The sequence below is a fragment of the Pseudomonas sp. TS_SC_3 genome, from assembly GCF_056156225.1.
On sequence record NZ_CM149586.1, the window covers coordinates 1,803,434 to 1,828,950 of the forward strand.

The 25,517-nt window shown below is 57.9% G+C and carries 18 protein-coding genes and 1 pseudogene; 8 read left to right on the top strand and 11 right to left on the bottom strand.

Features of this window, described 5'->3' with window-relative positions:
- Window position 1: 1 nt before the first annotated feature.
- The 3 genes from AC0J6G_RS08710 to AC0J6G_RS08720 form a co-directional block, all read right to left on the bottom strand.
- Entirely contained in the window at window positions 2-1,936 is a 1,935-nt protein-coding gene (locus AC0J6G_RS08710; RefSeq protein ID WP_475253155.1) for a UvrD-helicase domain-containing protein, read from the bottom strand.
- 114 nt (window positions 1,937-2,050) lie between these two features.
- The gene (locus AC0J6G_RS08715) at window positions 2,051-2,653 is read right to left on the bottom strand and encodes a glutathione S-transferase family protein (protein WP_475253157.1); all 603 of its coding nucleotides are present in this window, start codon (window positions 2,651-2,653) and stop codon (window positions 2,051-2,053) included.
- 29 nt (window positions 2,654-2,682) lie between these two features.
- Window positions 2,683-3,840: an aminotransferase-like domain-containing protein gene (locus AC0J6G_RS08720; RefSeq protein ID WP_475253159.1), complete on the bottom strand. Its 1,158-nt coding sequence runs from the start codon at window positions 3,838-3,840 to the stop codon at window positions 2,683-2,685.
- Window positions 3,841-3,950: 110 nt separating this feature from the next.
- On the opposite strand from AC0J6G_RS08720, the gene AC0J6G_RS08725 reads away from it, so the two are divergent.
- From AC0J6G_RS08725 to AC0J6G_RS08735, 3 genes are all read left to right on the top strand, one after another.
- On the top strand, window positions 3,951-4,394 hold the full coding sequence (locus AC0J6G_RS08725; protein ID WP_475253161.1) for a MarR family transcriptional regulator: 444 nt from the start codon (window positions 3,951-3,953) through the stop codon (window positions 4,392-4,394).
- 137 nt (window positions 4,395-4,531) lie between these two features.
- Window positions 4,532-5,143, top strand: coding sequence for a LysE family translocator (locus tag AC0J6G_RS08730; RefSeq protein ID WP_475253163.1), 612 nt, complete (start codon window positions 4,532-4,534; stop codon window positions 5,141-5,143).
- Window positions 5,143-6,339: a benzoate/H(+) symporter BenE family transporter gene (locus AC0J6G_RS08735; RefSeq protein ID WP_475253165.1), complete on the top strand. Its 1,197-nt coding sequence runs from the start codon at window positions 5,143-5,145 to the stop codon at window positions 6,337-6,339. The genes AC0J6G_RS08730 and AC0J6G_RS08735 overlap by 1 nt, the downstream gene beginning before the upstream one ends.
- A 146-nt stretch (window positions 6,340-6,485) precedes the next feature.
- Here AC0J6G_RS08735 and AC0J6G_RS08740 read toward each other — a convergent pair whose 3' ends face one another.
- Complete coding sequence (locus tag AC0J6G_RS08740) at window positions 6,486-7,562, bottom strand: 3-deoxy-7-phosphoheptulonate synthase (protein ID WP_475253167.1); 1,077 nt, start codon at window positions 7,560-7,562, stop codon at window positions 6,486-6,488.
- A gap of 164 nt (window positions 7,563-7,726) precedes the next feature.
- On the bottom strand, window positions 7,727-8,149 hold the full coding sequence (locus AC0J6G_RS08745) for a PilZ domain-containing protein (RefSeq protein WP_475253169.1): 423 nt from the start codon (window positions 8,147-8,149) through the stop codon (window positions 7,727-7,729).
- 37 nt (window positions 8,150-8,186) lie between these two features.
- Between AC0J6G_RS08745 and AC0J6G_RS08750 the strand changes: the two are divergent.
- The 5 genes and pseudogenes from AC0J6G_RS08750 to cysB all read left to right on the top strand — a co-directional run bounded on the left by AC0J6G_RS08750 (window position 8,187) and on the right by cysB (window position 12,132).
- Window positions 8,187-8,534, top strand: a pseudogene (locus AC0J6G_RS08750) (YbbN family protein).
- The gene (locus tag AC0J6G_RS08755; protein WP_475253171.1) at window positions 8,534-9,481 is read left to right on the top strand and encodes a putative 2-dehydropantoate 2-reductase; all 948 of its coding nucleotides are present in this window, start codon (window positions 8,534-8,536) and stop codon (window positions 9,479-9,481) included. Before AC0J6G_RS08750 ends, AC0J6G_RS08755 begins: the two are co-directional and overlap by 1 nt.
- A 9-nt stretch (window positions 9,482-9,490) precedes the next feature.
- Window positions 9,491-10,396: a 5'-nucleotidase gene (locus AC0J6G_RS08760; RefSeq protein WP_475253173.1), complete on the top strand. Its 906-nt coding sequence runs from the start codon at window positions 9,491-9,493 to the stop codon at window positions 10,394-10,396.
- A 152-nt stretch (window positions 10,397-10,548) separates the two neighbouring features.
- Window positions 10,549-11,049 carry a universal stress protein gene (locus AC0J6G_RS08765; protein WP_475253175.1) on the top strand — a complete coding sequence of 167 codons (501 nt, stop codon included), beginning with the start codon at window positions 10,549-10,551 and terminating at the stop codon, window positions 11,047-11,049.
- Between the two features lie 108 nt (window positions 11,050-11,157).
- Entirely contained in the window at window positions 11,158-12,132 is a 975-nt protein-coding gene (cysB, locus tag AC0J6G_RS08770) for an HTH-type transcriptional regulator CysB (protein WP_475253177.1), read from the top strand.
- Between the two features lie 103 nt (window positions 12,133-12,235).
- On the opposite strand, the gene AC0J6G_RS08775 is transcribed toward cysB, so the two are convergent.
- Genes AC0J6G_RS08775 through AC0J6G_RS08800 form a run of 6 tightly spaced genes read right to left on the bottom strand, consistent with a single transcriptional unit; the run spans window position 12,236 to window position 25,512 of the window.
- Window positions 12,236-13,915: a diguanylate cyclase gene (locus AC0J6G_RS08775; RefSeq protein ID WP_475253179.1), complete on the bottom strand. Its 1,680-nt coding sequence runs from the start codon at window positions 13,913-13,915 to the stop codon at window positions 12,236-12,238.
- On the bottom strand, window positions 13,908-14,294 hold the full coding sequence (locus AC0J6G_RS08780) for a response regulator (RefSeq protein ID WP_475253181.1): 387 nt from the start codon (window positions 14,292-14,294) through the stop codon (window positions 13,908-13,910). The genes AC0J6G_RS08775 and AC0J6G_RS08780 overlap by 8 nt, the downstream gene beginning before the upstream one ends.
- Window positions 14,287-17,157, bottom strand: a complete 2,871-nt coding sequence (locus tag AC0J6G_RS08785) for a CHASE domain-containing protein (RefSeq protein WP_475253183.1) — start codon at window positions 17,155-17,157, stop codon at window positions 14,287-14,289. Before AC0J6G_RS08785 ends, AC0J6G_RS08780 begins: the two co-directional genes overlap by 8 nt.
- Window positions 17,154-19,112 (bottom strand): ATP-binding protein, encoded by a 1,959-nt coding sequence (locus tag AC0J6G_RS08790; protein ID WP_475253185.1) that lies wholly within the window; start codon window positions 19,110-19,112, stop codon window positions 17,154-17,156. Before AC0J6G_RS08790 ends, AC0J6G_RS08785 begins: the two co-directional genes overlap by 4 nt.
- Entirely contained in the window at window positions 19,109-20,998 is a 1,890-nt protein-coding gene (locus AC0J6G_RS08795; RefSeq protein ID WP_475253187.1) for an ATP-binding protein, read from the bottom strand. Before AC0J6G_RS08795 ends, AC0J6G_RS08790 begins: the two co-directional genes overlap by 4 nt.
- Before the next feature lie 26 nt (window positions 20,999-21,024).
- Entirely contained in the window at window positions 21,025-25,512 is a 4,488-nt protein-coding gene (locus AC0J6G_RS08800) for a PAS domain S-box protein (RefSeq protein WP_475253189.1), read from the bottom strand.
- Window positions 25,513-25,517: the final 5 nt, after the last annotated feature.

Here is a 25,517-nt window from a genome sequence, read left to right on the forward strand (position 1 = left end):
GTCAGCGGCGCTGCGCCAAGACCTGCGTCGCACCCTGGGTTTTCTGGCAATACCAGAACACCCGACTGACGCCACGCGTAACCGCCACATAGGCCAGGCGCAGGCTTTCATCCCGCATCGCCTGGTCGTAGCTGTTGCTGAAGAACCCCGAATAGGCATACAGCGCGTTGCGCAGCGGGTGGGGCGTGGGCGGCATGCACTCGTCGAGGATGATGGCCACCTCAGCCTGTAGCCCTTTGGCGCGGTGAATGGTGTACGCCTTGACCGGCAGCTTTTTGTCCAACAGTGCGGTGATGGCTTTTAACGGCTCGTTACGCCGACTGAGCAACAGCACTGCAGTGCGCTCACGGCTGTTGCGCTGCACGGCATAGGCGCACTGCTCCTCAATCTGTTTGAGCAACTCGGGCAAACGCGCCTTACTGTCGAAACGCTGAATCAGGTGCACACCATGGTCGCCTGGCTGGGTGGGTTTGATCGCGAGGCTGGCCTTTGCCTGCTTATGCTGTACGCCGCCAAGCAGCGCTTCGGCATCACGGATAATCGGCTCAATCGAGCGGTAGTTGTTCGCCAGCGTCAGCACGGCGCTGTGTTTGGCCCGTCCCTTGCCGGGAAAATGCCGGTCGAAGTCGATAAACAGCTCGGGTGAGCTGCCGCGCCAGCCGTAGATCGACTGCCAGTCATCACCAATGGCCATCAGGCTAACGGCGCTGCCCCGCCCGGCTTGGGCGCGTTGCACGGCCTGCAGCCACTGCACGATTTGCGGCGAGATATCCTGAAATTCGTCGATTAATAGATGATTAAAGGGCGCCAGTAACTCGGCCGGCACGCCCTGCCCATCGCTATTCAGCCGTGCCGTCAACTGCTTGAACGCGGTATTGAAGGTCATCAACCCCTGTTCTTGCAGGCTGCGATCAACATACGGCCAGAACAGCGCCAAGGCCTCACAGAACTCGCGCACCTGGAGCGAGCCATCTAGCGCCTGTGCTTGTAATGAGGCGACCTCAATACCGATGCTCTCGGCAAAGCCAGCCTGGGCGAAGAACGCTTCATACAGCGGCGCAGCGCTGAACTCGCCCTGCAACGTGAACGCATCCAGCGGCGCCTTGGGCTGACGCTTGCCGGCCTCCAATAGCATAGGCAGCTGCAGCAGGCTGTGCACGCGCTGGCGAAACACGTCATGCTCGGCATAACACTGTTGGTAGGCATGTTTCAGCAAGCGCTGCTGCGCGGGCCGTAAACGACTTGCCATCAGTGGGTTATCCAGCTCGCGGCCGGCCGCCTGTTTATCGTCTAACTGCTCAAACCAGCGTGGGCTGTCGAGCAGGCTTTTCGCCATAGCACCCATGGCCGAGTGGAAGGTGCGCACACATTGCCGCGCCAGGGCTTCATCAAAGGGATAGTTGAAGAAACCCAGCACCTTGAGCAGCTGTGCGCGCAGCTCGGCGCAAGACGCATTGGTGAAGGAAATCACCGTCAACTGTTCAGGTTTAATGCCCAGATGGCAGAGCATAAACACCACGCGCAGCACCAGCGTGGTGGACTTGCCCGAACCGGCACCGGCGAAGATGCGCGTGAGCGGATGATGGCTGAGGATCATCGCCCACTGCTCATCCGAAGGCGCACTGATTAGCCCAGCCTGTACCGCGCGCGCCACTTGCTCACGCATCGCCAGGCTCTGCGCAGCATCAACCGGCAGCATGGCCGGGCCATAAATACCGCAAGTGCTGGTTTTGCTGGGCGCTCGGCGGGGTTTAGCCGACGGCTTTGCAGCGTTTGATTTAGCTTTGCCCGCAGCGGGCTTCTTTGCGCGAGCGGTTGGCTTTTTTAATAAAGCGGTCGCCTCGCGGTCGGCACGCAAGTACGCCGTGGTGTGGGGGAAGTAGCGCGCCAGGGCAGCAGCAATACGCCGCGTGTAGCGCTGAACAGCAGATGGCATCCGCGACCCAGTCATGTAGATAGATCGTTGAATGATAAGTTTTTTTACGCCGAGCTGGCGATGCCCGTTAGCCAACGGGCACATCCCTATGCACCAACTGGCCTCAGCAGATGGTCAGTCGAGCATGCCGATATAACGCGGATGACTAGCCACCCGCGCCAGCCATGTACGAATGGCGGGGAATGGCGTCAAGTCGAAGCCGCCGTCCTCTGCCACATGGGTGTAGGCATACAGGGCGATGTCGGCAATCGAGAAATCCTCGCCAACCAGGTAGGAGGTGCGCTGCAGCTGCTTCTCCATCACCTTGAGCGCCTTGTAACCCAGCGCCTGACAGGCCTCGTACTCGGCGCGACGTGCTGGCGGCAGCCCCTGATACAGCTGGATAAACCGCGCCACTGCAACATTGGGTTCATGGCTGTACTGCTCGAAAAACTGCCACTGCAGAACCTGGGTGCGCAAGCGCGGCTCAGTGGGCAGAAACGCACTACCATCGGCGAGGAAGTTGAGAATGGCGTTGGACTCCCACAAACAGGTGCCATCGTCCAACTCCAGCACCGGGATCTTGCCGTTGGGGTTCTTGGCCAAAAACGCTTCGCTCTGGGTCTCGCCCTTGAGGATATCGACCGGTATCCACTCATAGGGCTGATCCAGCAGGTGCAGCATCAGCTTGACCTTGTAGCAGTTGCCCGAGCGGTAATCGCCATAAACCTTGTACATATCGCCCTCCTCCGACGAAACCTTTCTAGCTAGTGTGCTTGCGCCTCGCGAATCACAACGGCCAAGCGTTTGAGACCTTCACTTAGGCGCTCCGGCGCCACGTGGCTGAAGTTCAGCCGCAGATGACCGGGATGGGCATCGGGATCGATAAAGAACGGCTCACCCGGCATAAACGCTACGTTCTGCGCCAGGGCTGGGGCCAGCAAGGTGCGCGTGTCCAGCGGCTGTTTGAGGGTTAGCCAGAAGAACAGCCCGCCCTGAGGCACCTGCCAATCGGCCAGGTCACTGAAATGCTCTTCCAGCACCGCCTGCATAGCATCGCGACGGATGCGGTAGAAGTCGCGCAGCTCGGCCAGGTGACCACGGTATTTCTCACTGCCCAGCCACTGCAGCGCCTGCCACTGACCAATGCGGTTGGTGTGCAAATCTGCAGATTGCTTGAGGCGCAGCAGGTAGGGGTATAGATCCGGTGTGGCAATCAGGTAGCCGACGCGCAGCCCTGGCAGCAGGGTTTTCGACACGGTGCCGGTGTAGATCCAGCTGGCCTTCTGCAGGCGGCTGACAATCGGTGTGGCGCTGCCGTCGTCAAACACCAGCTCACGGTAAGGCTCATCTTCAAGCAGGGTCACGCCAAACTCATCGAGCAAGGCCGCTACGGCGTCGCGCTTGGCTTCACTGTAACGCACCGCCGAAGGGTTCTGGAAAGTTGGGATTAGATAGGCGAAAGCCGGCTTGTGGTTCTGCAGCCGCTCGCGCAACGCATCAATCTGCGGGCCATCGGCTTCCTGCGGCACGGCGATGCAATCAGCACCAAACAGCTGGAAGGCCTGCAGTGCGGCGAGGTAGGTCGGCGCCTCGAGCAGCACTTCGGTACCCGGATCAATAAACAGCTTGCTGGCCAGATCCAGGGTCTGTTGCGAACCACTGACGATCAGCACCTGGCTGGCGTCGCACGGCACGCCGAGGGCACGGGCATCGGCCGCAATCGCCTCGCGCAGCGCCGGCTCACCTTCACTGGTGCCGTACTGACCCATACTCGCGGGCATCGCGTCCCACTCGACCTTCGGCAGCATCGGTTCGGCGGGCAAACCGCCGGCAAACGACATCACTTCCGGACGCTGCGCTGCAGCCAGAATTTCACGGATCAGGGAGCTTTTCAGGCGGGCAACACGTTCGGAGAAGGCCATGGATACACCGGTAGCAAAGGCAAATAAAAATAGGTCAAACTGTTTGACCGAAACTCGTGTTGCCAGAAACTACGCCGGCCACCGCACATACGTCAATAGGCTTGACCTTAATGATTGATTTCAAGAGTATCGCCGCTCAGCAAACTGCGATGGAAGCCTTCTTCTTCGGCTATCAGGCCTTTACTGCCAAAGCCGATGAAATGCTGGCACGCCGCGGCTTGTCGCGGGTGCACCACCGCATCCTGTTTTTTATCGCCCGGTATCCCGGTTTGAGCATGAAAGAGCTGCTGGGCTACCTCGGCGTCAGCAAGCAAGCGCTGAACATCCCACTGCGCCAGTTGCTGGAAATGGGGCTGGTGCAGAGCCTGGCCGCCGAAGATGACAAGCGCAAACGCCTGCTTGGCTTTACCAAAGAAGGCGCCAAGCTGGAAAAAGCCCTGCACCGCGAACAGACAAAATTATTGCAAAGAGCCTTCAGTGAAGCCGGTGAAACTGCAGTCAGTGGCTGGCTGCTGGTCAATCAAGCGCTGCACAACAGCGCCAATGAAAGCTGACGGTCCAAGTCTGGAAACTGTACTGATGCCGCAACCAAGCCAGCTAAAACTGTACCGTTGATTGGCCGCGCGGCTGTACCGCGACGCCCAGCCCATCTGCCCCTAGGCTGACCCGCACTGCCTCTGAGTGCCGCGCCATGACCGCCGAACTGCTGCTCGCCTTTATCGCCTTTGCCTTTGTCACCTCCGTGACGCCGGGGCCGAACAATATGATGTTGCTGGCCAGCGGGGTGAACTTCGGCCTGCGCCGCAGCCTGCCGCATATGTTTGGCATCAGCCTGGGCTTTATGCTGCTGGTGGCTTCGGTCGGCCTCGGCTTGGGCCAGCTGTTCGAACAAGTGCCGCTGCTGTATGAGGTGTTGCGCTATCTGGGCGCGGCCTACCTGCTGTACCTGGCCTGGAAGATTGCCGGCTCCGGTGCACCGCAGGATGGCGGAAAGCCGGTGGGCAAGCCGTTTACCTTTCTGCAGGCAGCGGCCTTTCAGTGGGTCAACCCGAAAGCCTGGATCATGGCCATTGGCGCTATCACCACCTACACCCCGCAGGAAAACTTCGTGGTCAACGTGCTGCTGATTGCCGCGCTGTTCGCCCTGGTCAACTGCCCCAGCGTCGGCCTGTGGACTATCGCCGGTAGCCTGCTGCGTAACTGGCTGAGCAATGCTCGCGCCCTGCGCGTGTTTAATATCGGCATGGCGCTGCTGCTGGTCGCCTCGCTGTACCCCATCTTCGCTGATACCGGACTGCTCTGATGCACGACCTGCCGCAAGCCCGCCTAAGGCCGCTGGCCGATACCTCAACCTCGGCGGTAGTCGCCGGGTTTATCGCCATGCTTACCGGTTACACCAGCTCGCTGGTGCTGATGTTCCAGGCCGGCCAAGCTGCCGGTCTAACTAACGGGCAGATTTCATCGTGGATCTGGGCGCTGTCGATTGGCATGGCGATCTGCTGCATCGGCCTGTCGCTGCGCTACCGCGCACCAATCATGATTGCCTGGTCCACGCCTGGCGCCGCCCTGCTGATCACCAGCCTGCCTGGCGTGCCCTACAGTGAAGCGATTGGCGCCTATATCCTCGCCTCCGGGCTGATTGTGCTGATTGGCCTGACCGGCAGCTTTGATCGCCTGATGCGGCGCATCCCCGCCTCCATCGCCGCCGCCCTGCTCGCCGGCGTGCTGTTCAAGATCGGCCTGGAGATTTGCGTGGCCGCCGAACAACAACCGCTGCTGGTGGTGGCCATGCTGCTCGCTTACTTGCTGGGCAAACGTCTGCTGCCACGCTACGCGGTACTCGCTGCGCTGATAGTCGGCAGCGTACTGGCCGCGTTCTTTGGCCTGCTCAACTTTGAGCAGTTCGAATTGCAACTGGCGGTGCCGGAATGGTCGACGCCACGCTTCTCCGTGGCCGCAACCGTCAGTATCGGCATCCCGCTGTTTATCGTCGCCATGGCCTCGCAGAACCTGCCAGGTATGGCCGTGCTGCGCGCCAATGGCTATGACGTGCCGGCCAGCCCGTTACTGACTACGACCGGACTGACGTCGATGCTACTGGCGCCGTTCGGCAGCCATGGCATCCATATGGCCGCCATCAGCGCGGCGATCTGCGCCGGCCCGGAAGCCCACGAAGACCCAAAAAAGCGCTACACCGCCGCTATCTGGTGCGGAGTGTTTTACGGTATTGCCGGTATTTTCGGTGCGACCCTGGCCGCGCTGTTTGCGGCATTGCCGAAAGCGCTGATCCTGTCCATCGCCGCCCTCGCCCTGTTCGCCTCAATCATCGGCGGCCTGACCCAAGCCATGAGCGAGCCGAAAGAACGCGAAGCGGCGCTGATCACCTTTCTCGTCACCGCTTCAGGCATGACCCTGTTTTCGGTGGGTTCGGCGTTCTGGGGGATTGTTGCAGGGTTGCTGACCCTGGTAATTCTTAATTGGGGCAAGCGGGACGATTGAGTCTCACGTGGGAGGGGCTTTAGCCGCGACAACAGCGATAAAGGTTCGCGGCTAAAGCCCCTCCCACACAGCATCCCTTTCAATCGCTCAATAAAAAACGGGCTTATGCATCACGCATAAGCCCGTTTTTATTGCAGCCGCTGAACTTAGCCGCGCTGACGCTTCGGCAGCACATCCTTGAGCTTGGCGTGCATGCCGCGCAGGGTTTTCTCGGTGGTGTCCCAATCGATGCAGGCATCGGTGATCGACACGCCGTATTTAAGCTGCGCCAGATCTTTAGGGATCGACTGAGCGCCCCAACCTAAATGACTTTCCACCATCAAGCCGACGATGGACTGGTTACCTTCGAGAATCTGGTTGGCGACGTTGTCCATGACCAGCGGCTGAAGGGCCGGGTCTTTGTTGGAGTTTGCGTGGCTGCAGTCGACCATGATGTTCGGGCGGATGCCAGCTTTGGTCAGCTCCTGCTCGCACACGGCCACGCTGACCGAGTCGTAGTTCGGCTTGCCGTTGCCACCGCGTAGCACCACGTGCCCGTAGGCGTTGCCTTTGGTGGTGACGATGGACACGCCGCCTTCCTGGTTGATACCGAGGAAACGGTGCGGACTGGAAACCGACTGCAGGGCGTTGATTGCCACAGTCAGGCCGCCGTCGGTGCCATTCTTGAAGCCAACAGACGAAGACAGCCCTGAGGCCATTTCGCGGTGGGTTTGCGATTCTGTGGTGCGCGCGCCGATGGCCGACCAGCTGATCAGGTCCTGCAGGTACTGCGGGGAAATCGGGTCGAGGGCTTCGGTAGCCGTCGGCAGACCCATTTCAGCCAGGTCACGCAGCAACTGGCGACCGATATGCAGGCCATCCTGAATCTTGAACGAGTCATCCATAAATGGATCGTTGATCAGACCTTTCCAGCCGACAGTGGTACGCGGCTTCTCGAAATACACGCGCATAACCAGATACAGACTGTCCGACACCTCGGCAGCCAGCGCCTTGAGGCGCTCGGCATACTCGTGAGCGGCCTTGATATCGTGGATCGAGCACGGCCCGACCACCACGAACAGGCGATGATCCTTGCCATCGAGAATATTGCGGATCACCTCACGACCGCTGGCAACCGTGCGCAAAGCAGCATCGGTCAGCGGAATTTCACGCTTGAGCTGTGCGGGGGTTATCAGGGTCTCGTTGGAGGCAACGTTCAGGTCATCAATCGGTAAATCAGCCATCGTGCTATTCATCAGTTAGAGTCATCAGGTCACGGGTGCCGGCCGCCAGCGATCCCCGTGTGGCGGAGCACAGCAATATGAGCACAGCGGGGAAGCCGAACCTTAGCGCGTAAAGGCCCGGCTCGACAATGGGCTTAAAGGCTTAAGCAAGGGCGGTGCGTGAGTCATTGATTGAGGCTGTCGCGGGAAAATTCAGCGGCGTGTTGGCTGATCCACTCCTGCGCCACAGCCTCAACAGACAGGCTGCAGCCCAGTTCTTGCTCGCGCTGGTGGCGGTAATGTTCGATCTGACAGACCTGCTCAACCATGCGCGCGCGGAACAGGGTGTCCTCATCAATAAAAGCGATACCCACTAAATAATGCTCACCCTGTTTACGGCACCACGCCACCAGCCCAGGGTAGCGCGCCTGTTCACCAAACAACGGGATGCGCATTTCAACCGCTGTGCCACGGCGAAAAGCACGGCTGGAGTTGCAAGCCACACCGCCGAGGCTGATATTGTTGAGCCGCTGCTTGGGCACACATGCCTGCTTACGCAAGACCAACTCCACCGGCATATCACTGGGATGACGCAGAAAGTGACGCATCTATGACCACCTCGGATGCCATCAATTTGATACCACAATGGCCAGTATAGTGACTGAGCTGGAACTGACTGACTTAGATGCAGACCGCCATCTGCTCGACTTGTCTGGCACTTCACTGCTGATATTTACCAGCATAGGTTGTGCCAGTTGCCGCTGGGCGCGGCGTGAGCTGCCTACTTTGCCGCTGCCGATCCAGCGTCTGGCCTGGGTCGACGCGGCTAACAGCAGCGGTTTAGTGACGCGTTATGAGGTATTTCATCTACCTGCGTTATTCGTGGTACGCGATGGTCAGTTTTAAGGCGCGTTGCAGAGCCCTCTGCATACCGCCGCACTTATTCAGGCGCTGGACACTGCCCTGTCACGCCCCGCAGAGGAATTACCTTGATGAATACAGCACCGCGTATCGGCATTATCGGCTCCGGCGCGATTGGCGGTTTTTATGGCCTGATGCTGGCCCGCACCGGCTTTGATGTGCATTTTTTGTTGCGCAGCGAATTTGCCGCAGTTGCCAGCCAGGGCATACAGGTCAACAGCGCCGTGCACGGTAACCTGCACCTGCAACCGGTGCAGGCATACCAGTCGGTTACCGATATGCCGCCATGCGACTGGCTGCTGATCGGTGCTAAAACCACCAGCAACGCCGAACTCGCCCCGCTGATCAGCCAGGCCGCCGCGCCCGGCGCCAAGGTGGTGCTGATGCAGAACGGCCTGGCCGTAGAAGACGAGCTGCGCCCACTGCTGCCGGACTCGCTGCACCTGCTGGGCGGCCTCTGTTATATCTGCGCCCATCGCAGCGCACCGGGAGTGGTCGAGCACCAGGCCCTGGGCAGCGTCAACCTGGGCTACCACTCAGGTCCGGCGAACGATGCCGAGAGCCGTCAGCAGATCCTCGAGCAAGGTTGCGCGCTGTTTCAGGCAGCGGGGCTGGACTCCACCGCCATGGCTGAGCTGAACCAGGCGCGCTGGCAGAAACTGGTGTGGAACGTGCCCTATAACGGCCTGGCCGTGCTGCTGAACAGTGCTACCACGGCGTTGATGGGCAATGCTGACAGCCGTGCGCTGATCGAAGCGATCATGCAAGAAGTGGTGGATGCCGCCGGCGCCTGCGGCTATCAGTTACCCGCAGGCTTTGCCGGCAAACTGCTGGCAGCCACCGACCGCATGCCCGACTACCTCCCGAGCATGTACCACGACTTCATGCTCAAGCGCCTGATGGAGTTGCACGCTATTTACGCCGCGCCGTTGGCCGCTGCGGCCCAGGCTGGCTGCGCCATGCCGCGCACCGAGATGCTTTATCAGACGCTGCGCTTCCTCGAACAACGCGCGCAATAGGACACTGCCATGAGCAAAGGATTAGGCGACAAACTGGTGCTGGCGATCTCCTCGCGGGCGCTGTTCGACCTCAGCGAAAGCCACCGCATCTATGAAAGCCAGGGCGTCGCGGCCTACCGCCAATACCAGATTGAACATGAGGACGAGATACTCGCCCCCGGTGATGCCTTTCCCCTGGTCGAGAAGTTGCTCGCGCTGAATACAGCCCTCAAGCAGCAGCGGGTCGAGGTGATTCTGGTCTCGCGCAACAGCGCCGACACTGGCCTGCGCGCGTTCAATTCAATCCAGCACTACGGTTTGGGCATCTCCCGCGCGGCTTTTGTCGGCGGGCGCAGCCCCGACCCGTATCTGGCTGCATTCGGCTGTCACTTGTTCCTCTCCACCCACGCGGAAGATGTGCGCAGCGCGCTGCGTGCCGGTTTCGGTGCGGCGACCATTCTCTCCGGCGGTGCTCGACGGGCAGCGAGTAATGAACTGCGCATCGCCTTCGACGGTGACGCCGTGCTGTTTTCCGATGAGTCCGAACGGGTCTATCAGCAGGCCGGCCTGGAAGCCTTCCAGAGTCACGAGCGCCAGTCGGCGCGTGAGTTGCTCGGCGGCGGCCCATTCAAGCCATTCCTCGCCGCCCTGCACCGCCTGCAACAGGAGTTTCCCGAAGAGCAGTGCCCGATTCGCACAGCGCTGGTCACCGCACGTTCGGCCCCAGCCCATGAGCGAGTGATTCGCACGCTGCGCGAATGGAATATCCGCTTGGATGAATCGTTCTTTCTCGGCGGCCTGGAAAAGGCGGCGATTCTGGAAACTTTCGGTGCCGACGTATTCTTCGACGACCAAACCGGCCACTGCGAAAAAGCCAGTAAAGTGGTTGCCACCGGTCACGTCCCACACGGCATCAGCAACGAGCCGCAACTTTAGCCCCCGCGCGAGGGCGCTCAACCGCCCCTCGCCATTCAGCCCGTCTCCTCGTATATAACCATTCGTCCTCAAAACCTCGGCTTTCTTTGACTTATCGATGGCGCTGCTAAGCTCAAATCAGGGCCCGCCAGTCAGGCAGTCAAGGAGGCCGAATGATCCGCTCGATTCTCTATGCCACCGACCTCGGTCTTTACGCACCTTACGTCCTGCAACATGCGCTAGCGCTAACTCGCTCCTTCAATGCCAGCTTGTATGTGGTGCACGCGGTGGAGCCCATGGGTCTGTTTGCCGAATCGGTGCTGCAGACCTACCTCGATGAGGAGCGGCTTAAAGAGCTGCGCACGAATGGCCTGAGCACAGTGATGGCGAGTATCGAGCAGCGGGTGCTGGAAGGTTTCCGCGATGAAATTGGCGAAACATTGCAGGACATGCAACTGATCAAGGCCGTCCGTGTGGTACAGGGCGATCCGCCGCTGGTGATACTCGATGAGGCGCAGCAATTCGGCGTGGATTTGCTCGTGCTGGGCAGCCACAGCCATGGCACGGACATGGACATCCCACTGGGACGCACCGCTTCCCGGCTGGTGCAATTGTCGGAAGTACCGGTATACCTAGTGCCTATGTTGCAACATCGCAGCCGAGGCGAGCTTTAGATAAACGTTATTTTTGCTTTTTGGTCTAGGTTTAATGCTTTACTAGGCATTATGGTTATATAAACGCCGGTATCTTGAACGGCTGTCTTTCTGCTTTGAGGGATTTTTATGAAGCTTCAGCAATTGCGCTACATCTGGGAAGTCGCGCATCACGACCTCAACGTTTCAGCCACGGCGCAAAGCCTCTACACCTCACAGCCCGGCATCAGCAAACAGATTCGCCTACTCGAAGACGAACTGGGGGTTGAAGTCTTCGCCCGCAGCGGCAAACACCTGACTCGCATCACCCCGGCGGGCGAGCGCATCATCAACACCGCTGGGGAAATCCTGCGCAAAGTCGAAAGCATCAAACAAATCGCCCAGGAATTCTCCAACGAGAAGAAAGGCACCCTGTCCATCGCCACCACCCACACCCAGGCGCGCTATGCCCTGCCGCCGGTGATAAGCGCCTTTATCAAGCAATACCCCGACGTGGCCCTGCATATGCACCAGGGCACACCCATGCAGATCGCCGAAATGGCGGCCGATGGCACTGTCGACTTCGCCATCGCCACCGAAGGCCTGGAGCTGTTCAACGACCTGATCATGATGCCCTGCTACCGCTGGAACCGTTGCGTGGTCGTGCCTCAGGGCCACCCATTGACCAAGCTGCCCAGGCTGACTCTGGAAGCGCTGGCCGAATACTCCATCGTCACCTATGTATTCGGCTTTACCGGCCGCTCCAAACTCGACGAAGCCTTTAGCCATCGCGGCCTGACGCCAAAAGTGGTGTTTACCGCCGCCGACGCCGACGTGATCAAAACCTACGTGCGCTTGGGCCTGGGCGTGGGCATCGTGGCTAAAATGGCCATTGACGCCAAGCTCGACCCGGACCTCGTGGTGCTGGATGCTGGCGACCTGTTTGAATCCAGCGTGACCAAAATCGGCTTCCGACGCGGGACCTTCCTGCGTGGCTTTATGTGCGACTTTATCGAGAAATTCGCCCCACACCTGACCCGTGAGGTCATGGCTAAGGCTGTGCAATGCCACAGCAAAACCGAGCTGGAGGAGTTGTTCGAAGGTGTTGAGCTACCGCTGCACTGATCGCGCCCACAGCAACAAAAAAGCCCGTCTAAGTGACGGGCTTTTCTTATTTAGTCTCCGGTGGAGTCATACAGCCGGTGAGCAGTGTTGGTAGGCAAGGGAATTAGGCGTCCGCTTCCTCAGTGGCCAGTCGCACCTGATTACGGCCGTTATTCTTAGCTGTGTACAACGCTCGGTCAGCCATTTCCATTAGCTCATTGGCTGTACGCCCTTGGCTAGAAGCAACGCCAGCGCTCAGGGTGACGTGAAAATCGCACTGATTACCCGCAAAGCTGATGCTTGAGAACTGCTGGCGAATTTCATCGAGAATCCGCACCGCCTGCTCACCGTTACAGTCTGGCAACACCGCCATAAACTCTTCCCCACCATAACGCCCAAGGCTGTCTATCCTGCGCAGGCGCTGGCGCAGCAGATTGGCCAGCGCACGTATGACGTTGTCTCCAATCGCATGGCCGTGGGTGTCGTTGACTTTTTTGAAGTGGTCTATATCCAACATAACTACACTCGACGGTTTGCCGCTTCGCTGGGCACGCTCCTGCTCGATAGCCACCTGCTCTTTAATATCGGCGTGCTTGAGTAAGCCCGTAAGGCTGTCGCGTGAAAGTGCATTACTGAGCAACCGCGCACGTTGCGCACGGGCGAATACCGTCGCGATCAAACTGTTGTCGGAAATTGGCTTAGTAACAAAGTCGTCCCCGGCCCTGATTAAAACGCTCATCTGCAGAGCAATGTCAGTTTCAGCAGAGAGGTAAATAATCGGCACCCGCAACCAGTCATCATTGAAGCGAACCATCTGCGCCAGCTCAGGCCCCGAACAGCCGGGCATGTTGACGTCCAGGACCAATACCTCAGGGTGGAATTTGGCCATGATGTCAAACAGCTGCAAGGGGTCGTTGACAACCTCGACCAGCATATTGGCGTCACTCAGCACCAGCCGATAGCGATTGGATAGCTCAAGGTCGTCATCAACAATCAAAACCCTATAGGGCTCACCATTCTGCTGGGTGAAACAACGCTCCAGGCGATTTTCCAGTTTGGCTACATCCACCGGTTTGCTAAAAAAACCCATGGCGCCAATGCGGGCGGCCTGCAGCTGAGTGTGGAAATCGTTTTGGGTTGTTAGTACGAGAAGTGGCAGTTGCTGCTCCAGGCGCTGCTGCAACGAGGCGGCGTAGTCCAAGCCAGTTTGTTGGCTATCGCCCAAGTTAACGTCAATGATGAGTGCATCAGGCAATTGCTGACCTAAAGCGGCATCGAGAGCGGCAATGGTCGAGAAATGCCACGCCTGATAGCCGAAGGTATTGAGTGTTAAGCGGATGACTTCACCCACCTTGACGTCATCTTCGAGGATGTAAATTTTATAAGCCCCCTCAGCCCGAGGTCCTCTGACAGGAGCTTTGAGGGCGGGTGCCGTAGCCTTGGCTACAGTTGGCGAAGATGGGTCAATACACGCCAGCTGCTGCAACTCTTCAACCAAAGTCAGCAGGCCGCGGTTCTGAAACGTGATGCTGCTGAGCCACTCTTGAGTCTGTTGTTCGAGTGAACGAGCCCGGTCTCCCAAATCGCTGAAACCAAAAGTACCCGCACTGCCGGCCAGCTTATGTAACTGATCGCGCAACGCATTTAAGTGCTGCAATTGCTCATTGGGGTTTGAGCAGTTTTTAAGCAGTAGCGCTTTATCCGCCAATTGCGGCAGTTCTTCCCTTAGCCGCTGAGTGAATTGCTCACCCAGCAGCTGCAGGTGAGCTTGCAGATCTGCCATTTGCTGTTGTCGCTTATCCACGTGACTGACTCCAAATAGCCCGCACTTGTGCCGCCAGTTGCATGGGGTCAAAAGGTTTGATGATCACATCCAGTGCACCGAGCCCTTTGTAGTGCTCTATCTCGTTTGGTTGCACTTTGGCGGTCATAAAGGCCACTGGAATCTGTGTGATATCAACCAAGCGACAGAGCTGCTCAAGCGTTTGGGGGCCGTCCATGCCGGGCATCATCACGTCTAACAGGATGAAATCGGGCGCAAAGCCCAGCACCTGATCGAGAGCGTCTTGGCCACTGCTGCAGCTTAAAACCTGAAAGCCACCCACGGCTTCTAGAGCCACCTTGGCAACAGCCTGGATTGAGGGATCGTCCTCAACATGCAAAATACGTTTGAGCTCAGGCATGGTTGTTCTCCTTGGTTGGAAGCAGGCGGGCCAGAACATCAAGGAAGTCTTGCGCCTCCGTTCTCGATTTGGCCAGTGCGGCCTCCACACGGCTGAGTTGTTCGGCTGTCAGGTCCGTTGATGAAAGCACCACTATTGGTAACCCAGGACAGAGTTGGTGCACCTCTTCGATAAGGTCCAAGCCACTGCCATCGGGCAGGTTTAAATCCAGCAACACTAAGTCCAAGCTACCCGCGTTAAGGAATTCACGGGCCTCGCCTAACGATGCCACACCCACAAAATCCGCCAGAAAACGCCCCTGCTCTGCAATTACCGCGCGCAGGTCTGTGTCGTCTTCAACATGCAGGATGCGTGGTTTTTCACGCAGACCACTGAGGGCTCGACGTAAGCCACCCAACAAACGGGTTGGGTCAATCGGCTTGTCCAACCAATCAACGACATGCAGCCCACCTTGCAAGCTGAGCTGACCGTGCTCATTTGCGGCCGAGATCACCAAAATTGGCAGCTCGCGCGCGGCGAAGTCGCGGTGAACTTCCTGAATGAACTCCATACCATTGCCGTCGGGTAAACGAAGATCCAACGTGATGGCGGCAACGGGTTCGCTGTTAAGTATCTGCCGGGCCTGAGCAAGGTCATAGGCCAGTAATACCCGATAGCCCGCGCCTTGCAACAGCATTTGCAGTAAGCGCGCGATATCGGCCTCGTCCTCTACCACCAGAATGCTTGGCCGCAGTCGGTCCTGCAGTGGCGTATGGCTGGCGAGCACCGGTAACTCAAACCAGAACGTGCTGCCGTTACCCTCTGATGAGTCAAAACCAACGTGCCCGCCCATGCGCTCGATCAACTCTTTGCTAATGGCCAGTCCCAGCCCCGTACCGCCTTTCTGACGCTGATCACCCGTGTCGGCCTGGGAAAACTTCTGGAAGATATGGCTGCGAAAATGCTCAGGGATACCGCGCCCCTGGTCAGTCACACTGACCCGGACGCGACCATCACGGAGCGTACTGTGCAGGCGCACCTGAGCACCGGGTTGGGAGAACTTAATGGCATTCGAAAGAAAGTTGGCCAAGACCTGCTGCAAGCGCATGGGGTCTGCTCGCACGTGCACCGCTGGTACGGCGTCAAGCTGCAGCTCGATCTGATGTTGCCTGGCATAAGATTGGTTACTGTTCAAACCTTCAGTGAGTTGCGCGCCCAGCTCCAGGTTGCTCAGCTCGAAACTCAGCTTGCCTGCGGCAAGCTTGTCCATGTCCAACAGGTCATTAATCAGGTGACAAAGGCGCAGACTATTTTGTTGCGCAATTTCCAGCATCGGCCGCATGCCTTCTGGAACGCTACCCAGCGCCCCGCCATTGACCAGGCCGAGCGAGCCCGAAATGGACGTCAGCGGTGTGCGCAGTTCGTGGCTGACGGTGGAGACAAAATCGTTCTTCAGCTGCTCGATACGCTTTTGCTCGCGAAGGTCCATCGCAGTGCCGCTGGCACGAAGTATTTGGCCGTCGTCTGAATACTGAACCAATGCGCGCAGCAATACCGGCAAACACTGACCATCCTTCATTAGCAGGCGGCATTCATGGTTCAGGTATTGCTCGCGCTCACCGCCCCACGGGAGCAGCAGTTTTTTTAGCGCAGGTAGATCGTCGGGGTGTATCACTTGCGCCCAATCGCTCAGCGCCGGCTGCGGGCCCTCTTCCGGGTAGCCAAGCAGCTGCCAGGCGCGGGGCGATGCAAAGAAGGTTTGGCTCACCAGGTCCAGATCCCACCAACCATCATGGCCACCTTGCAGAACTCGCTGCAACCGTGCCTCGCTGTGACGTAATTTCACGGTCATCTCACTGGCCAGTGCAAGAGCCTGCTGCTGCCCCTGCGCGAGCACTCGCGTGAAGAAAAACAGCAGCAAGCTTATGACCGCACCCAGAAACAGCAAAATACCCTGCCCTTGCTGAAAGCCTTTGAAAAATCCAGGCTGCGCATGAAAGGCCACGGTCCAGGTTTGGCCAAACAATTGAAGTTGCGCTTGGCTCAAGGCCGCGCGGGATAAATCGACACGGGAATCATTGATAAATAGCAGCTGCTCTGGGTCGGCCTCTGGCCCCGCAAACAGGGCAAAATCGATCTGCAACTCATGGCCATCAAGAATACCCGCCATCAGATCGGTAACCCGATATGGGCTGTAGACAAACCCGCGCAACGCCTCAACCCGCTCCTTGGCATTGGTCAGCGACGCACCTGCGCGGTATACGGGAACGTACATCAGCAACCCCGCCTGCGCAGAGCCGGTGGTTTCTTGCATCAGCGTCACTTTGCCACTGAGTTGCGGTGTGTCGGTTTGAGCCGCCCTGAGCATGGCCGCTCTGCGCATAGGCTCCGAATACATGTCGAAGCCAAATGCAGCCAGATTGCGCCCGGTAAACGGTTCCAAGTAAAGAATAGATGTATACAGCTCCCGCGTGCCGGGGGGACGCACAGCAAAATCAGCAAAACCCTCCTGACGGACCTGCGACTCAAAATCGGCTAACTGATTGGGGCGAATCACCTGGCTGAAGCCAAGGCCCTGTATGCCGGGATAAAGCGTTTGCAAATCCAGCCGCCGGACATAACGCTGCCAATCTTCGCGACTGATCGCATCACTGGCATCAAACAAAGCAGCGCCGCCCAGCAAAATTTGCCGATGATTGTTCATGCGCTTTTCAATGGCTTCGAGCACTTCGCCAGCAAGCTGTTGAAAGTGCAACTCAGCAGCCGCTTGCTGATTCTGGCGCAGGCCGTACCAAGCCCCCAGCGTAGTGAGCACGCCGCATAGCAGAACAATTAACGGCATCATCCTGGGACGCTGAGCGAGCACTTTAGCGAGTGTGTTCACAATGCCTCTTCCTTAACAGCCAATGGCAGCTCGATCCAAAACGTACTGCCTTGTTGCGGTGCGCTGGTAAAGCCAATGCTGCCGCCCATACCTTCGATAAGCTGTTTACTGATGGCCAGGCCCAACCCTGTTCCGCCTTTCTCTCGACGGTCGCTGGCATCTGCCTGGGAGAACTTCTGAAAGATGCGGCTGGTGAAATCTGCGGGTATACCCGGCCCCTGGTCACTGACCAAAATGCGCACGTTAGCGCCATGGCGTTCACTGTGAAGGTTAACCTCGCCGTGCACCGGCGAGAACTTGAGGGCATTGGACAGCAGGTTACTCAGCACTTGCTGCAAGCGCAGCGGGTCTGCCAGTAGATACAAGTCGTCACCGTCGTTGTGCAACAAGCTAACGTCATGCTGCTGAGCGAAGCCTTGGTGGCTGGCAGTGCACTCTGCCAGCAAGGGATTGAGCGCGATGGGCTGGAGGCTAAACGACATTTTTCCCGCGGTCAGCTTATCCATGTCCAGCAGGTCGTCGATCAACTGACGCAAACGGCTGCCGTTGCCTTCGGCGATGCGAAGCATGTCTTGAATGTTATCGGGCACCGGTCCCAATGCTCCGCCGTTGATCAGCCCTAGCGAGCCGGTGATGGACGTCAGCGGCGTGCGCAGCTCGTGACTGACCGTAGAGACAAACTCACTTTTAAGCTGCTCTAAACGCTTACGCTCACTAATATCACTGATAAAGCCATGCCAGAGCACGCTACCGTCACTGCGACGTTGCGGCGCGGCCTTCCCCTCCACCCAAATGAGCCCTTTGCTCGGATGTAAAATGCGGTATTCCTGATGCCACACGCCCAGGCTAGCAGCGGAGTTGGCAATGCTGTCACTCACTGTCGATAAATCATCCGGGTGAATCAGGGTAAAAACAGCATCCGCATTATCCTTAACTGATTCCGGACTGACGCCATAAACAGCCTCAATCCCCTGGCTGGCATAAGGGAAACAACTGCGGCCATCGGCAAATAACTGGAACTGATAGACCACACCGGGAAGTTGGGCTGCAAGCAGTTGTAACCGCTGCAGAACCTCTTCGCGGTAGCTCAGGTCATGGACGATGCACAAATAGCCCAGCTCATACTTTTCGTCCAAACAGATCGGCGAGAAGTTCAGCAGCACTGGCACGGCCTCGCCGGACTCGTGACGCATCTGCCCTTCGTGCAGTTGGGTTTGAGTGCCGTCACGAGGTGCTGCAAGGCGCATCGGCGCATCAGGCAGTTGGCCAGCCGTCTTGGGTAGCAATAATGCCAGCGGTTGCCCCAGCAATTTTTCAGCGTTGTAGCCCAAAAGCGTGGTCACACCGGAACTGGCTTGCTGAATCAAGCCGTTGGGATCAACCACCAATAACGCCGTACCTGCACTGCCCAGCATGGCCTTGTGCAGGGCCGCCTGTTCGCGCTGATGGCGCGCCTGCAACCGCAGCTCGAAAAGCTGCACGGTTTGCTGAGCGAGCATTTGCAGGCTCTTGCGCTGCTGCTCACTGAGCTGACGCGGCAAGGTGTCAATTACGCACAACGTGCCAAGGTTATGCCCTCGGCCATCGTTTAGCGGCATGCCGGCGTAAAAACGAATATCCGGCGCACCGACTACCAAGGGGTTGTCGCAAAAGCGCGGGTCAAGCAAGGCGTTCTGCACCTCGAAGAGGTCGTCATGGTTAATTGCATGGGCACAAAACGCCAACTCCCTTGGGGTTTGCGCAGCATCGAGGCCGAAGCGGCTTTTGAACCACTGGCGCTCAGCGTCAACCAGCGAGATCAGCGCTATTGGCGTACCGCAGATTTGCGCCGCAAGCGTGGTAATCGTGTCGAACATCGCCTCCGCTGGCGTGTCCAGCAGTTCGAATGCCAGCAGCGCGGCCAGTCGGCTGATCTCATTTGGCGGAGCAGATGGATGACCCGGTTGCCTGTTCATAGGCTGACACCCTGTACGGTGTTTGTACTGATGGGAAGCTCAAACCAGAAGGTGCTGCCCTGGCGTTGGGCTGAGTCAAAACCGATACGTCCATGCATGCGTTCTATCAACTCTTTGCTGATGGCGAGCCCCAAACCAGTACCGCCTTTTTGCCGACTGTCGCTGGCATCGGCCTGGGAAAATTTGCTGAAAATGCGCGATTTGAAACCTTCGTCGATGCCTAACCCATGATCCTTCACGCTGACCCGGACTTGCCCATCCAGCACTTGCGCCGACAGTTCTACTACTGCACCGGGCGGGGAGAATTTCGCGGCATTAGACAATAGGTTAGCCAGCACCTGGGCAAGCCGCTGTTCATCGACGAGTACCTTTACCCCGCAAGCATGGCCCAGTAGCTTCAGCTGAACCTGATGCTGATCGGTGTAGGGACGATTGTGCACCACGGCATCCTCCAACAATGGCCAGAGCTGATGCTCACGTAGCTCAACCCGGATCTTGCCTGCCATAAGTTTTTCCATATCCAGCAGGTCATTGATCAATTCTTGTAACCGCAGGCTATTGGTATACGCGATTTGCAGCAGTTGCTGCATGGTCTGGGGCACCTCGCCCAGCACGCCGCCATTGATCAAGCCCAGGGACCCGGCAATGGCAGTCAATGGGGTGCGCAACTCATGGCTAACACTGGAAACAAACTCACTCTGCAAGCGTTGCAAGCGCAAGCGCTCGCGCATGTCCTGCACATGCAGAATGCGAATACCCTCGGCAGAGCCCATGGGGCCAAGAATCGCGGCGCTGCATTCCACGGCTATCGGTAGTTGGTCGGCATCGAGCAGCGTTAAACACCAGCTTCTGTTTTGCCCCATTTGAATGGCGGCCAGGTGTTCTAGAAGCGCTTCACGTTCTGCAGGCGGGCATAGCGCCTGAAGGTTACGCTGCAGCAAGTGCGCCGGCGTTAGTTGGAGCAACTGGCAAAAGGCCTGGTTTACGACCAGCAGCACGCCTTTCGCATCCAGCAAAACCATACCTTGCGGGGCAAGTTCGAAGGCCTGCAGAAAATCCTTTTGACTCCGGTTCAGCTCCATTAACAAACCGGCTCGGCGCTGTTGTGTATACAGGGCAAAACCGATAAGACCGCTGACAACTAGAGCCAGCCCCCAGCCCAGTGCCCGCAGCCAGAACAGCGCTTTATGTGTCGCGACTAAGGGGCTGGCCACAAGGTGCCACTGGGCACCGGCAAGCGAAACGGGCAGTTCTACAGCGCCATTTTGCTCAGCAGATGCTGTGTGAGTAAGCGGCAGAAGGTCTATTGCGATGCCGCGCTTGCGCGCGATTGCTTCGACCTGCGCAGAAAGGCGGTCAAAATCGATAACGGTACTGATCAACCCCCAATAGGCTTGAGTGTCTAGATACACCGGCACGCGGTAAATCAGCCCTTGCCCGCCCTGGACAAGGGGGACCGGGCCGGCGAGGTGCGGCTGGCGACTGCTGATGATGCGTTGGATCGCTGGCCACTGGTTGGGTTGGTCGGGGTAATAAAGCCCTAAAGCCGCTTCATTACCGGCCAGTGGGTAAAGGAAGTCGATACGGTTATTCGGGGCCAAACCTATGTTGCGGATGTAGCGCCCCTGCTGAAAAAGCCCAACCAGCCAGGGCTGCAGTTCTGCCTCATCGATTTCCCCCTGCTTGGCGGGAATGTAGCTGGCCAAACCGGTGGCCAGGTGCAAAGTGGCATTGAGTTCTGCCAGCAACACCGCACGCACTTCATAGGCATTGGCCAGCAACCGCTGTTGCTCAAGCTGTTGCTGGCGCAGGCTGTACTGGCGCAGCAACAGCTCCACAGCCAAACCGAGCATCAGCAATATGGCCAGGCTGCAGGCCACAGCCATAGTAAGCCCGCGAGGGCTGGAGGCTCTCAACGCTCACCCTCCACTGGCAGGTCAAACCAGAAGGTGCTGCCCTGCCCTTCAACCGAATCAAAGCCGATGTGACCACCCATTTGCTCAATCAACTGCTTGCTGATGGCCAGGCCAAGGCCGGTTCCGCCCTTCTGTCGTGTATCGGTCGCATCTGCCTGAGAGAACTTGCTGAATATCCTTGAGCGGAACGCTTGCGGTATACCCGAGCCGTGATCGCGCACGCTGATGCGCGCGTGATCCCCCTGAATGGCAACCGCAACGTCAACGGTACTGCCCGCCGGGGAAAACTTGGCCGCATTCGACAACAAGTTAGCCAACACCTGCGCCAGGCGCTGGGCGTCCACCAGAACGTGTGGATCACTCGCGGGTTCAAGTAGATGCAACACAACCCCATGCTGCTCGGCATAGGGTTGGTTGGACTCAATGGCGGTTTCCAGCAGCGGCATGAGAGCTTGCTCACGCATTTCAAACGTCATTTTGCCCGCGACCAATTTATCCATATCCAACAGGTCATTAATCAAATTGCCCAGACGTAGGCTGTTGCCCTGAGCGATACGGAGCATTTCCTGCATTGCCACCGGCACCGCCCCCAATGCGCCCCCGTTGATTAGCCCAAGGGCTCCGGCAATGGCGGTTAGCGGTGTCCGCAGTTCATGACTGACTGTGGAAACAAACTCGTTTTTCATCTGCTCAATACGCTTGCGCTCGCTGATATCGCGGATCACGGCAATAAAACGGATCTGCCCCTGATGGGTGATTTGCGACAGCGCCAGCTCCATAACAAATTGTTCGCCATTACACCGCAGGGCCGTTAACTCAACGTTCTTGTCCAGAATGCGCGCAACATCTTGCTGCAGATAATTCGTGAGCCGGCCCTCATCGCTCACACGTTCTGCAGGCATAAGAAGCCGGATACTGCGCCCCAGGATTTCATCGAGGCGATAACCAAAGATGTGTTGAGCAGCTGGGTTGAATGTCTCGATAAGGCCTTGCTCGTTGAACGTGACAATGGCATCCACAACGTTATCGAGCAGTGTGCTCAAGTACGCCTCACGTTCTCGCACAGCCTTTTCTGCCGCGACCCGCTCACTGAAGTTTTGTATTTGCGAGACAAAATGCAGCGGTTTGCCCAATACGTCTCGCACCAAGGAGACGCTCAGGAGTATCCACAGAATCACGCCTTGTTTATCCAAATAACGCTTTTCCAGCTGGTAGTCGCTGATGTCGCCATCTAGCAGGCGATTGAGCAGCTGCAGGTCAGTCGCGAGGTCGTCGGGGTGGGTGATGTGCTGAAAGTCCAGCTGCAGTAATTCGGCACGGCTGTAGCCAAGCATGCGGCAAAGCGCATCATTCACCTCCAGCCAGCGGCCATCCAAGCCCACCATTGCCATCCCCTGAGGCGCGGTGTTGAACGCGCCGCTGAAGCGCTGCTCGCTAACGCGCAAGGCATCCTCGGTTGCTTTGCGGTCGCTGATATCCCATACAAAACCGGATACCCACAGCAAGGCGCCATCCGGGCCATACTCGCCCCGCCCCTGCTCTCGCACCCATACGCTACGGCCATCTGCGTGCAGTAGGCGATAGGTAAGCTCGAAAGCCTCCTTGCGCTCAATAGCATCGACGGACTGGTAAGTAATATGCAAATCGTCGGGATGTATAACGCTGGCGTAGGTTCTTATGCGGTTATCGATGAAGTCGCTGGCTGGATAACCGGTTAGTTGAGCGATTTCCTCACTCATGTAACGCATGGTCCAGTCGGCATCATTTTCACAGCGATAAACCATCCCGGGCAGGTTCGCCACCAGGCCACGAAAGCGCCCCTCGCTCAGCTGCAATGCGCGAGCGGCGGCTTGCAGCTCAGTGATATCGCTGGCAATTCCGAGGAAGCCGGTAATCTGCTCTTGGTCGTCGAACATGGCGCTAACGGTCAGATTAACCCGGTGCTGGCTGCCGTCCTTACAGCGATAGGTCCACTGGCTGGTTTGCGGTTCTCCGTTACGTGCCTGGTGAACAAACACCTCAAAACCTTCGATTTGCAGCCCTGTCTGCTGGCTTAACTGCTTGCCCCGAAGCTCAACTTCTTCGGCGAGGTGAAACAGCGCTGGCGTGTGATGGCCGACAATTTCATGGGCGCTATAGCCAAGCAAGCGCTCGGCGCCCCGGTTGAACAACGTGACCTGCCCCTGCGCATCGGTGGCGATAACGCTGACCCCGGTTGCTGAGTCGAGCACCGCCTGCAGGAACACGCGCGCCTGCTGAACCGCCTCCTCCTGTTGCCGGGCTTCAGTGATGTCAGCATGCGTGCCGTACATCATCAACGGTTGCCCGTCTGCACTCCAACTGACCACTCGCCCACGATCATGCACCCAAACCCAGTGCCCGTTTTTGTGGCGCATCCGGCATTGGCAGTCGTAGTAGGGAGTTTCCCCGCGGAAGTGGGCCTGCAACAAGTCACCGGAGCGTTCCAAGTCGTCAGGATGAGCCTTACTAAGCCAGGTATTGATATCGATCGGGGCCAGTTCATCCAGACGAAAGCCGATGATCTCCGCCCAGCGCTCGTTAAACACAGTGGCGCCGCTCTGCACGTTCCATTCCCAAGTACCAATATGGGTGCCTTCAATGATGCTTTGCAGGCGCTCGCTTTGATTCTTGAGTGCAGCCTCAGTCCTGACCTGTTCAGTCACATCCTGCACAGTGCCAACCAGACGTAGCATTTTGCCGTCTCGATTGGGCTGAAGGCAGGCCAACTCCTGTACCCAGCGCACCTCACCATTGGGGCGAATGATGCGGTGACGCACATCATGCTCACCACCGGCCATTACCCGCGCCTCACTGGCCTCGACCAGGGCCAGGTCCTCGGGATGAATGCAACTCTTGAAGCCCTCCACGCTGGGGGTGAAATGCTCAGGATCAAAGCCAAAAATGCCATAGATGGGCTCTGACCAGAACAAACTACCGTCCTCCAGATTGGCCTCCCAATGACCTAAACGGGCAATGCGTTGAGACTCATCTAGGCGCTGCAGCAAGGCTTGGCTGGCCAGCTCCTGTTGTTGGCGCTCCAGTGTTGCGCCAACCCAGCGGGCAAACAGGCGCAGAAAATCCAGCTCAGCATCGTCAAAAGGGATGGCTCGGCATTCTTCAGAACAAAACGCCAATGTGCCGAATATCTGCCCACGGACTTCGATAGCCGCTCCGATGTAAGTTTCCAAACGGAACTGCGAATAACACGGGTGACTGGCGTATTGGCTATTGCCCATATGATCAATGGCCAGCACGCCAGAAGTGCCTAATGCAATGCTGCAGTAGGTTTGGCCCAAATTAAAATGCTGGCCATCCTCCAGACCGCCCAACGCAGAGCACTGGGCCAGCACGTGATAATCCTCGCCCTCAATCCGGCTGATCAAACCTAATGGGGTGCCATAGAACTCAGCACCCAAGCGCAGGGCAGCGTGCAGTTGCTGCTGGCTGTCCAAATGGGGCAAGGCCGTAATCTCGTTGAGCGCCCGCAAGGCTTTTTCTTGACGCTGCAAACGCTGCTGAGTCTGTTGGCGGTAGATGTCACGCCGTAGCGCCTCGATTAGCTGCCCCAACGTCGACAAGAGTGGTTTGAGCTGTTCGGGCAACTCTTCCGCATATCCACCCGGGCAGTTGGCCAAGCCCAGCATGCCGACAAATTGACCACTGGCGAACAGCGGTAATCCAGCAAAAGCAGTCAGTGGCGGATGCCCAGCAGGTAAGCCACCGCGTCGAGGATCCTCGGCGGGGCTATTGCTGATCAGTGGGGCGGCCTCTCGGATAACACGACCAAACAGAGTGTCTAGATTGTGAAACTCCATGCCTAGGTCAACACGCTCAGAATAAAAATCCGCGCTGGCCTGGTCCCAAGCAATATTGCTGATGGCATAGGTACGTAAATAGGGCGCGCCTTGGCGATCGCGAAGTACCTCGCCAATAAAGCCAAACTGGCTGGCTGTCATTAGCAGGATGTCGCTGAGCAGTGCATTGAAGCTTTCGCGTTGGTTGTCTGTTTGGATGTAGACCGCTTGCGCTTTGGTAATAAGCGCCATGAGTTCACGAGCACGCTCGCTACTCTGATCACGTTTCTGTAGTTCGGTTTGGTGGCTGCGCGTCAGCTGGCGCGCACTGTAGCGGCTGGCCCAAAGCATCAACAGCATCAGCACAACCGATCCAAGCCAGGCGACTGTCCATTGACCGAGCAGTAAACGTTTAGCGTGTTGTGGATAGTCGTCGTGCAGGTTGAGCGCACCATCTGAGTTACGCAGTTCGCCAGGGAGACTCTCGACTTCATCAACGCGGGCAGCGTTTAGCTGTGCTGACTGCTGTTGTTCGCCATAGCGGGCAACTTGCCAAAGGCTTTCTTTCTCATTTAGTGCCTGCCAGGCCAACCCCACAAACACAAGCGTCAGGCAAAAGCAGCCACCCAGTGCAATAGAACGCGTGATAAATCTGCTGTGTCTGCGCATGCGTT